Origin of the sequence: uncultured Anaerobiospirillum sp. (assembly GCF_902485895.1) — a bacterium.
Classification (GTDB): domain Bacteria; phylum Pseudomonadota; class Gammaproteobacteria; order Enterobacterales; family Succinivibrionaceae; genus Anaerobiospirillum; species Anaerobiospirillum succiniciproducens.
In genome coordinates, this window is the sequence record NZ_CABTML010000081.1 from 1 (window position 1) to 10,867 (window position 10,867).

At 42.8% G+C, this 10,867-nt stretch carries 6 protein-coding genes and 1 tRNA gene; 5 read left to right on the forward strand and 2 right to left on the reverse strand.

Annotated features, from left to right (window positions below; translation table 11 throughout):
- Positions 1 to 823: 823 nt before the first annotated feature.
- From RDO37_RS06745 to RDO37_RS06755, 3 genes are all read left to right on the forward strand, one after another.
- A complete protein-coding gene (locus tag RDO37_RS06745) occupies positions 824 to 2,551 on the forward strand; it encodes a carbon starvation protein A (RefSeq protein ID WP_303073485.1) in 1,728 nt (575 codons plus the stop codon).
- A 969-nt stretch (positions 2,552 to 3,520) separates the two neighbouring features.
- Positions 3,521 to 4,552, forward strand: a complete 1,032-nt coding sequence (locus tag RDO37_RS06750; RefSeq protein ID WP_027938835.1) for a LacI family DNA-binding transcriptional regulator — start codon at positions 3,521 to 3,523, stop codon at positions 4,550 to 4,552.
- Positions 4,553 to 5,581: 1,029 nt separating this feature from the next.
- Positions 5,582 to 6,331: a DUF4405 domain-containing protein gene (locus tag RDO37_RS06755; protein WP_308498536.1), complete on the forward strand. Its 750-nt coding sequence runs from the start codon at positions 5,582 to 5,584 to the stop codon at positions 6,329 to 6,331.
- Positions 6,332 to 6,687: 356 nt separating this feature from the next.
- Here the strand turns inward: RDO37_RS06755 and RDO37_RS06760 are convergent, their stop codons facing one another.
- Together RDO37_RS06760 and rbr are read right to left on the reverse strand one after the other, a co-directional pair.
- Positions 6,688 to 7,551 (reverse strand): CbrC family protein, encoded by an 864-nt coding sequence (locus RDO37_RS06760; RefSeq protein ID WP_308498537.1) that lies wholly within the window; start codon positions 7,549 to 7,551, stop codon positions 6,688 to 6,690.
- Between the two features lie 357 nt (positions 7,552 to 7,908).
- Positions 7,909 to 8,484, reverse strand: a complete 576-nt coding sequence (gene rbr / locus RDO37_RS06765; protein WP_308498538.1) for a rubrerythrin — start codon at positions 8,482 to 8,484, stop codon at positions 7,909 to 7,911.
- A gap of 1,019 nt (positions 8,485 to 9,503) precedes the next feature.
- Here rbr and RDO37_RS06770 point away from each other — a divergent pair.
- Positions 9,504 to 9,580, forward strand: a tRNA-Pro gene (locus RDO37_RS06770).
- Between the two features lie 541 nt (positions 9,581 to 10,121).
- Entirely contained in the window at positions 10,122 to 10,553 is a 432-nt protein-coding gene (locus RDO37_RS06775) for a hypothetical protein (RefSeq protein ID WP_308498539.1), read from the forward strand.
- Positions 10,554 to 10,867 lie beyond the last annotated feature (314 nt).

Here is a 10,867-nt window from a genome sequence, read left to right on the forward strand (position 1 = left end):
CCATCACTTAACTCATTTTAAGAAAAGTCAATAGCTAAACAGGACTTTTTGAGCTATTTTGAAACAAATAAATGACACATAGGTTGTAAATTTAGTGACCCATCACATTGATCCTATTGCTGTGCTCTTTTGGCTGTGATCTTAACTTATGCCAAGGCATGGCTTTAACCTCATGGCTTTACGAGAGTAGCCTTTAAGACATAGGCTTGAACTTATCTTGAGGCTCTGAGGTCTTGGAAAAAATTAATTGCTTTGCTGCAGTTTAGTGAGAATTGGGCATGGTCAAAAAGGTGGTTTAGCTGCGCTTACGTGGAGTGGTGTATTAGGCTCTGCTGCACTCTTGTGTGATAGATACTCATCTTGTAAGAGTGATATATATGTGAGCGCTTGACTACTTTTTGTGCAATCAAAGCATCATTTGCGGGAGGATGGCGCTTTTTGCGTTCACTTAGTGAGCATTGCGCTTTGCAGCTGTTGAATCAAAAGTAGCGATCTTGCAAACTGACAACAAGCCACATTCAAGTGGTGCCAAATGTTCGTGAGATTTTAGCTCTCCGTGAGCAGACGAAACTACAACTTAATTCATCAGCATCTAAGTTCAATATATGCGCTTAGTGCACGGCATCATCAAGCCATACGATGAACCTGAGCTTTAGGCATTCAGACAATGAATGCAATAGCTACTAAGAGACTATCGCTACCGTGAGCAGCACTCTTAGGCCCTTAAGCAATAACTTAAGGCAGGGTCTTAACACTCTTACCTGAGAAAAAGATTTGATTTGTAGGGAGCATGCTTAGAAAAAAGAGGGCAGGAGTTTTTTAGATGACAGGCAGTGTCTTGTTTTGTATCTGCTTAGCGTATTTTGTGGTTGCATACTACGTCTATGGCGGTTTCTTATCCAGAGTTTTCAAAGTAGATCCTCAGCGTCCAACCCCAGCTGAGACCAATTTCGACGGTGTTGACTATGTTCCAACACCAGCTGTGGTGCTCTTTGGTCACCACTTTGCCTCTATTGCCGGCCCAGGCCCAATTGTTGGCCCAATCATGGCTGCATATTTTGGCTTCCTACCTGCGCTGATCTGGATTTTAGTTGGCTGCGTTTTTGTCGGTGCGTTCCATGATTTTGCCGCTTTAGTTATGTCAGTACGTAACAAGGGCAGATCTATTTCATTCATCATGGAAAAACTGATGGGCTTTACCGGCCGCCAGCTGTTCTTAGGTTTCTGCTTAGCATGCCTCATCCTCGTTGTCGGTATCTTCTCGATTCTGATTGCAGGTATGTTTGTATCACTGCCTGAAGTTGCTAGCGCATCAATCCTCTTCATCTTAATGGCTCCTGTGTTTGCTTTTTGCACCATGAAGTTAGGTTGGAGATTATCTCGCGCTTCCTTAATATTTGTACCGCTGGTCTTTGTTACCGTTTTAGTTGGCATTGAGTTTAAGTTAGATCTCGTTGCATTATTTGGCATTACTGCCTCTGAGGCTAATATGGTATGGCTCGGTGTATTAGCTTTATACATCTTTGCTGCCTCAGTTGTTCCAGTGCAGTGGCTGCTGCAGCCTCGTGATTACCTCAACAGCTATCTCTTGTACGGCATGTTAGCTTTAGGTTTTGTAGCTATCTTAGTCTACAACCCAGAGATCAAGATGGAGGCCTTTGTAGGTTGGAATGCGGTAACTGCCGATGGCAATATGACTAATCTCATTCCTGCATTGTTCATCTTCGTCGCTTGCGGTGCTTGCTCTGGCTTTCACTCCTTAGTAGCATCAGGTACCACCTCAAAGCAGATTCGTTCTGAAAAGGACATGCTGAAGGTTGGCTACGGCGGCATGATCATGGAAGGTGTATTAGGCGTGATGGCCTTAGTAGCTGTAATGGCCTTAGATCCAGCCGTCTTCAAGGAAGTAGGTAAGAATCAGCCATTAGCTTTTGCAACCGCTATTGCATCATTCTCTACTGCCTTAGGTATCTCTGAGGAATTTGCCCGTACTTTCTTATCCTTAGCTATTGCTGCATTCATGATGACCTCATTAGATACTGCAACTCGCTTAGGTCGTTTCTTACTGCAAGAGATCTTCTTACCTCGCACCATCGATAAGGCAGGTAATGAGATCCGCACAGATGTTAATGCTGTACCAGCATGGCGTGCTTTTGTAACTAACCCATACTTTGCTGCAGTGTTTGTTGTAGGCGTATCCATCATGTTAGCTTTAACTGGTTCTGCCGCCTCAATTTGGCCAATCTTTGGTGCCTCTAATCAGTTAATGGCTGCATTAGCTTTCTTAGCTATCACCATCTATCTGTTAGTTAAGGGTTCTAAGTGGTACATCGCCTTTGTACCAATGATCTTCATGATGGTCATGAGCTTATGGGGCATTGTGCAGGTAATCGGCCAGCAATGGGGTAAGAGCACAGTGTTAGTTACCGCTGGTATCTTCTTACTCGTAATGGCTGTGATGATGATTGCTTTAGGCTTATCCATCATCTTCCACTACCTCAAAGCTCATATGCGTGGTCAGACTCCTCATATCGAGGTTGAGCAGGCCTAAATATAACGCCTCATAGCAAGAATAAGTAATACCTCAATTAGGGCTGGTTCTTTTTTAGACCAGCCTTTTTCATTTTTAATGCACATAAGTACAGTAACCATCGAAAATGCAGCTGTAACGATGTGTTTACAATTACCGCTGAGGCAAACATACAAAAGCAATCTCTAATACAAGATTATGACACTATCAAAGTACTTGCCGTATGTAACTGCAGCTAAATAGTTGAAATGGGTGGAGTCTTCAGCCTCGTCTGTTAGCATTTGGGCTGAAGACCAAAAATAAAAAGCCACCAAAAACTCAAGAGCCGACATGGACATGGCCTTGTGAGCTTTTTAGATAGTCATCAGATGGGCCTATCAGGACAGTCATTCTAATTACCAAACGGCTCATGCCTTGGCAGATAAGCACAAGCCTCATTTAAATAGGATTTAGGATACGCGCTAGCAAATTGTGGGGTCGTTTTTTGGGATGGGCTTGGTGTCAATGCGACGTGTAATGTCTCTGGGGATAAGCACATTGTCTTAGAGTAATAAGCGTGCTTTGTGCACTTGATAATAAGATAGAATCAACACCATACTTAACAGTGCTTAGAGCGCTTGTGTCATGCACATTTGTGGCAAGTTAGTGAGATGCAACTCTCAGATTTTGGCGTAATAACTTTAATCTCAAAGACAAAACAATCACAATTTAGTGCAATTGTTGTTGTCTGAATATGCTGGCACATTAAGCCTAATTGGCTGATTGCATCCCCAAAGTTAGCTGTGAGTGCTCACAGTTACTGATGACTAGCTTATATGGTAGCGTGCTTTGTGCTTTTTTTTGCTATCAAGCCTAAGCTTAGTTTCTATGTGAATATTAAGTATTGAGTATGAGTCAATGTGCTCGTACTGTGCCTTTTAGCACTTTGTTGAATTAGATCTATGCGAGCTTAGATCGCTTTCTTATGTTTTGTGAGGTTGAGGGCCTTTTATGAAGGTTACAGTCAAAAGTCTGGCTTTGGCTGCAGGCGTTTCACGCGGTACTGTAGATCGCGTACTTCATAACCGTGGATCGGTTAAACCTGATGTAGCCAAACGAGTGCGTGCTCTGGCCAAACAGCTAGGCTATGTTCCTAATCGAGCTGGACTTGCTTTAGCTGCTCACAAAACGCCAATTAAGATCGGTGTACTCATGCCATCAGTGGGTAATGCCTTCTATCAAATCATCATTGACGGCATCTCTGATGCTCAAAAAGAGTATGCTGACTTAGGTTTAAGTGTGGTGATTAAAGAGATCAACGGCTTTAATGAAGACGATCACTTAGCTGGTATTGATGATTTAATTAAGCAAGGCTGCAAAGGTTTATGCCTAGCCACAGTTAATACGCCTAAGCTTAGAGATCGCATTAATCAGTTGCACGACAATCATGTAGCTATCGTGCTCTTCAATACAGATGTAGAGGGCACCAAACGTCTTTGCTATGTGGGCTCTGATTACATTACCGCAGGCGCAACCTGTGCGGGCATGGTAGCCTTATCTTGTCATGAAGAGCAGTATGTTTTAGTGGTGACGGGATCACGCAATATGCTCGGTCACAATCTGCGTATTAAGGGCTTTGAGGACGAGCTTAAAAATCAGAAAGTGCCTTATCAAATCATCAGTATTGTTGAGAGCTTTGATTCAGATATCCGCGCTCAACAAGTCACCTCTGAGGCCTTAAAGAAATATCCATTCATCAACTGCGTCTATATCACTGGTGGTGCAGTGCAGGGAGTAGGTTCAGCCTTAATTGCACATGATGATCCTAAGATCTTTGCTATGGGCTTTGATGAGCTATATGCAACTAAGCAATTAGTCAGTGAAGGCATCATTAAATTTGTTATCTGTCAGCAGCCACGCCGCCAAGGCTATCATGCGGTTAAGCGAGCCTATCAGGCTGTAGCAGGTCAAATTATCGAGGGTAATGTTCAGGACTTCATCACTGATACCATTATCAAGATCAAACCAAACCTAGGCCGCTAAACAAAAGCTCATCCTTGCAATCTTGGCAAGTATTCAATAGCCACCGAGACCAACTATCAGACATATGATGAGCAGATCATCGACATAGAGATGCCTAGGCACATGCCTAGGCCTATGCTTGTGGCTATAGCCACAGCCACAGCAATGCTATAGCAATAGCAGCAGTAGCAAGGCTATAGCCACAGCTCATACTCAGCCATTCACGTTGGTCATAAGCTTACGCGCACTCGCCATCGGTCATTTGCATGAGAGGCATCTGACAAGCAAAGCTATCAATCATGCAAAGCTATCAATTAGGCAAGGCGAACAATCACGCAAAGTGAGAACGCACTGCAATATTCACCAGCATGATCCGCGCGAGCTTTTACTAGCAAGCTAGCGAGCGACAAGAGCTGTGATCTTTTCTAAACGCAATCATGCTTTTTCCCGCCTCAACAATATCTCAAGATCCTAACCTCAATTAAGATGCCGTCGTGCTTGTAGTTGATACAAATGTGCAGGTTGTATGGCCTTAGTAACAAAATTTAGGTAACTGTTAATTAACCTAAGCTTAAGCTAGGTATCGGGTCATAAAATGAGGGCGATTTTTTGATGATGACATTAAGAGCTATGCATAAGCCTTTATACAAATGGCTTGGCAGAGCTTGCAATGATCTCTTGCTCTCTTAGTCAAATCTAAATCTCTGCATCTAGCTAGCCTCCAAGATTATGGTGAGACTGCTTTACACTGATATGAATGCTGACTAAGACGTGAATGAAGATGGCAAGTTAGGCTCTTATTGTGTATGTCATCAAGAAGCAGAAGTAATCTTGATGCGTTTGCTAGTTGCCTGCAGATTGCGCTTGTTTCAGGTACTAGTGGGAGCGATGCTTCGTCATGAGCATCTTTGCATAGCTTTTGTGCGCTTTATTGTACAGATGTCTTTGCATTGAAAACTTGCCAGAACGAAGCGTTGCACCTTTGCTTGCTGTGATCGCTCAGAGCAATGAGAAGCAAGATTACATTTAGTACTGAGGTGTTATTAAGTTATGAACCGTTTTGTAAAAGCCTTGCTCATAGCGGCTTTAGTCTATACTTTGTTGATTGTATTCTTTGGACAGCTGTATTTTTATAAGTGGACGGGCAAGCTTTGGCATGAGATCGCCGGAACTATAGTGTTCGTGCTGGTGGTGATTCATTTGCTGATGATGAAGTCTATCTTTAGCTACATCACTAAACAGCGCTCAGCCTTCTTCATCTACCGCGATATCATTTTGCTATTGATGGCCGTGGACTTTATTGCCGTAACTATCTTTGGTATGGCCATGTCCAAAAATCTCTATCCAGGCTGGATTCCAATTGAAAAAGCGATCGCACGTCAATCTCACACCTCTTTGGCGATCTATCTGTACATCTTAATTGGCCTGCACTTAGGTTGTTATCTAAGCAAGCTCTTATCCATGCTCAATGACGCCTGTGCTATACGTGTGCAAGAAAAGGCAGCAGCATGCTCTATTAAAGAGTCTAAGTGCCCATTCAAAGGTAGCAAGGCTCCTGGTAATTGGGTATTGCTCAGCCTGCATATTGTGGCGCTCAACGGCTTTTTAGAAATCTGTAAGCCTTACTATTGGGATGTGATCTTATGGCAGTATCGCAAGCTTGCAATTGATCATGATCGTTCATACATCCTAAATACCATTGATCAGGTATCCATCACGGTCTTCTTCATGCTCGTCTCATACTACGTAACTCGCTACTTGCTACTAAAGGACTCTCGTGAAGATCGCATCAGAGCCTAATCAGAACTGCAGCTCATACCCATCAGAGCAAGATCATCAGCATGAGCTTACTTGCTAAAGCTAAGATAGTGAAAGCCACTCATCTACAGTGCTACAGCTACCAGCTCAAGCTCTAGACTACAGCATACTGATATCAAAGTTCTGCAAACGAAGTTAAATAAGCAAAAAGGCCTGATCGCTCAACATGTGGCGATCAGGCCTTTTAGCTTCTAAATTAAGCTAGTAAAGGCCTAAATGCCCGAAAGGGCCACCTATGTGTCTATAATGTAGTCATTGCAAAGATTACTAAAGAAGCCCATATTCAATTACCTTTTGTTGCTCTACCAACTAAAAGTGGTCAAGTGAGTGTTTTCGCCTTAATCGCAATCCATCCAGACCATATGTTTGCCACAGTGAAGACACTTGAAAAGATAGCATTGTAATGAGCCACCATTAACCGAAGTTTTAATTAAATCTTTTTCTTCCTCAGACCACTGTGGATCATCCAAGACCTCATCTAATACTCCCAGAGCTTTGAGCTCAGCAGCTCCTACATAGCCTATAAAAGCGCAAAAATCTCCACAGTGTGAGCGCCAATATTCTTGCTGCCAGCCGCTATACCCAGGAGTGCGGTGGATAAGTTCATCAACTTTCTCAGCATCAAGCACTTCGGGCTCTAAACAACCATTATCTTGAAAAGCACCATCAAATTTTTTAGCAGCAGCACCAGATGCTATACACTTAGGACAAAGATAGTTGATGTCGTCAATTGCGTAAAATGGGCCATCGTAGTAAATATGGGTGGAACAGCCGCAGCAATCACAAACAACTGCATATTGAGCTTGAGTGAAAGCTTGTGTAGCTAAAGGATTAGGATGATATTTGAAAAATGGTAGATCCAAAGATTTGAGCTTTTCCTGCTCTAAAGCTTGTTCACTGTCAGTTAGAGGACGAGGTAAGGCATAGTAATTACCTACCTTATCGGCCTCTTCTTTTAAAACAGCTAGACGCTTAAGCATTTTGCGATCTTGCTTGTTGGCTATGCTTAATAAGAGCTCATAGGCATCTTTTTTGAGCCTTAAAATTTCCAAAACATCATAAAGAACTATTAAGGCAGCTGCACTGTGATCAGCTTCGAGCTCTTCCTTAAAAAGATACAGAGCTCTTACAACATCACTAGCACCATCTTGTTCTTCAAACTGTCGCTTTAATTCAATATAACGCAGTCTAAAAGTATCCATAGCTCCTTCCCTCCTTTGACCACGCATAACCCCTAGCCATATAAAGCTACTATATAATTAGGCTAAAGCTATCTTTGGCTGATTTGTAGGGCTCTTTCGGCCCTTTTGCCTTTACTAGCTTAATTTAGAAGCTAAATTACTTATGGCCTTTAGTTGGTATTAGCATCATAAGCAAAAAGGCCTGATCGCTCAACATGTGGCGATCAGGCCTTTTTCATCTTGCCCATAGCTAAGTAGAACTAACACTATGCTTACAAGCACTGCTACTGAGCAACATGGCAGCTCTAAGTAAGCTATGCAGCAAATACTGCATGGCAGCTCCTAGCAAGCTATGCAGCTAAGGCGGTAGGGCAACTCTTAGTAATCAGCGCGTAAGACTTCAAAGTGAGCTTGTGGGTGATTACATGCAGGGCATACCTTAGGAGCAACTGTGCCCTCATGGATAAAGCCACAGTTACGGCAGCGCCAGATAACCTTGTCGCCACGCTGGAACATGGTGCCAGCCTCTAAGTGGGCTAAGAGATCAAGATACTGCTTCTCGTGCTGCTTTTCAGCTACTGCAATGTTCTCCATTACTGCAGCAATAACAGGGAAGCCCTCTTCACGAGCAATGGCAGCGTACTTAGGGTACATGTCAGTCCACTCTTCGTTTTCGCCCTCAGCAGCTGACTTTAAGTTAGCAGCGGTGTCACCAATAACACCGGCAGGGAAGGTAGCAGTAATTTCAGCATTACCACCCTCAAGGAACTTAAACAGACGCTTTGCATGTTCTTTTTCCTGATTAGCGGTCTCTTCGAACATGGCTGAAATGAGAACATAGCCTTCTTTCTTTGCTACAGAAGCAAAGTAGGTGTAGCGGTTACGAGCCATAGACTCGCCAGCAAAAGCAATTAAGAGGTTCTTCTCAGTCTGAGTTCCCTTTAAGCTAGGCATGTTAATCTCCTTTGACATGATTAACCGGCTTAAGATAAAGATCTCTAGATGTGTTGGGATACATAGATCGCAACATGTTTTTAGATAAAGATCATCGCAAGCGCGGTTATGGATTTTTGATTGAGATAGTGAGTTCTTAACCAAGCCATCAACCTAAGATCTTGCCAAGTGCCGTTATCAACAGCTATCAAAGCAAGGCTAGATTGTAGGTAGATGAGCGCTCCAGTCAGTTTGATGAGAGGACTAAGAACTTGCAGCAATCAATCTCAAATATAAGTGCATGCTCTAGATACAGTACTTAGCTGCCCATTATGCCTGATAAAGCTTATTTACAGGCCAAAGTTATGGAGCAGCTTCCTTGATTTAGCATACAGATCCTGTCTTGTATGATGACCCTTGAACAGCGCTTTGTCAAATTTCGCGGCATCCTATTGTGAAAAGTCGCTTGAGTAATAATACAAGTGTGATACGAAAGTGCCATCTAACTCGCATTGTCAAACAAATTATTCTCCTTAGTGCCTCAGCCACTGCAGTTAAAGCTAAAGCTAGGGCCAAAAAGGCAGCCTTTTAGCTACCGCTATTTGAGCTACGATACTGCCTCAAGCACAGCAAATAGCCAGCATCCACAAAGTCTCTACAACACCCAAGCCAATCAAGCCTAAAACAAAGATAGTTACGCAAGGTTCTATAGCTTTTGCTATGTACGCAAGACTGAGCTAACTTTGTTTGCTAGTCAATGACAAGTGCCAACACTGCTATGCTAAGGCTAGCTAAACAAGCTAGGTAGCGACAAACTCAAATATGCTCAATAGTGCTTCATGTACAAATAGCTTAGCCATGATCTATTTATGATGAGATGCAGATACTTTGCATCACCAGGACAGATCCCTTGTAAATAGCTCTAATAGCTCAAGCTGAGCTCACTTGTGGCTTGTGGTGATGGTATTAATAGGATATTTTGAGTTTTTCGTTAAATCTTTGTTGACAGTAGATCATGACTTACCTATAATGGCGGCCATCGGTGATTAGCGCAGTCCGGTAGCGCAACTGCTTTGGGAGCAGTGGGTCGTAGGTTCGAATCCTACATCACCGACCATCTAAAAGAGGCACCGCAAGGTGCTTTTTTTTCGCCTTTTGAAAATGTCCTCCCCGACAGCTGCTCCTGTAGCAGCCTCTAAGTTCATTCATTCATTCACTCACCTCATAAACCTTTAGCCCATATCTTCATTGCCGCAGTAAGTCGTAGAGCATATTTGCTCGACCAAAAGCTACAGTTCAAAAATCATCTGGCGGACAAACTTAAGACTAGTCGATGTCGCGCTCATTCCTTCTAAAGCTTAAGTAGCGCTAATGCTACTCTCGTGCATTATCCCCACACCTAATTGAGAGTGTTTAGCCCGGCAACCTTGCAGCAAGCAAACTCTAAGTAAAGCAAACTCCTTGTGTTGTATTAGCTTCGCCACAAATAGGGCATAGGGCGCGTTCAATCATTTTTTAGATCCTTGACAACTAGCAACATAATATGTTATTATTCAATATCATATTATGTTGAACACGCTAAAAGTAATTCATGTACCACTAGGTACGTGGGTTAGGCTGCCGCATGAACTCTATGATCCACGAGAATAGGGTTTGATATGTCGCAAAAAAGATCTCATGCTTTGTCTAATGTTGTGACAGGCGAAACTAGGTTTACGTCCAAGCAAATTAAGCGTGTGCGATTAAAAGAGAACGTCACTCAACAGATTGAAAATACCTGTACAGGACTTCTTTTAAAACGGCTACGCGGGTTGCTTGGTGAGCCTAAATGGCGAGATGCTCAAAGGAGGTTTGATGAGTTAAGCAACAAGACTGCATTAACTCAAGAAGAAATAGAAGAAAAGCAAGCTCTGAGCGTCACGATCTGTGAGCTCAAAAAGCGTTTTCGCATCACCAGAAATCACATGTATGAAGAAGCAGCTAAGGTTAATCATCATTTTGGATGCGTCCTTAGTAGTATTGAGTCTCAAGATGTTGCCACTAAAGCTTTTGTTGAGTTTGAAAAAGCTCATTTCTGGCAAGCAAACTAACTTCTTCTCAAGCTTGATGGTGTCACCATTGAGCTTTCATTAAAGGTGATGACTTAAGTTGTTATCTTAACGTCAAGCTTGAAAAGCACAAGACGTTACATATGAGAAGCGACGGGGTTATACATGCATCTCTTTTCTAAAAGAGTTGGTAAATAACCAAGCAATGCTAGGCCTAAACTAGTGTAGTTAGTTCTTCTCATTATCCTGTCTTTCATGGTCAGCGACTTGTTGCAGACTCCGACAATCTTATCGGATAAGGTCACAGGTAAAAGCCAGTCCCATTTTGGGACAATTCTCTATGGGATTGCACAAGA

Coding starts and splice junctions, on each gene's coding strand:
- RDO37_RS06745 (WP_303073485.1), top strand. CDS start 824: ATGACAGGCAGTGTCTTGTTTTGTATCTGCTTAGCGTATTTTGTGGTT.
- RDO37_RS06750 (WP_027938835.1), top strand. CDS start 3,521: ATGAAGGTTACAGTCAAAAGTCTGGCTTTGGCTGCAGGCGTTTCACGC.
- RDO37_RS06755 (WP_308498536.1), top strand. CDS start 5,582: ATGAACCGTTTTGTAAAAGCCTTGCTCATAGCGGCTTTAGTCTATACT.
- RDO37_RS06760 (WP_308498537.1), bottom strand. CDS start 7,551: ATGGATACTTTTAGACTGCGTTATATTGAATTAAAGCGACAGTTTGAA.
- rbr (WP_308498538.1), bottom strand. CDS start 8,484: ATGCCTAGCTTAAAGGGAACTCAGACTGAGAAGAACCTCTTAATTGCT.
- RDO37_RS06775 (WP_308498539.1), top strand. CDS start 10,122: ATGTCGCAAAAAAGATCTCATGCTTTGTCTAATGTTGTGACAGGCGAA.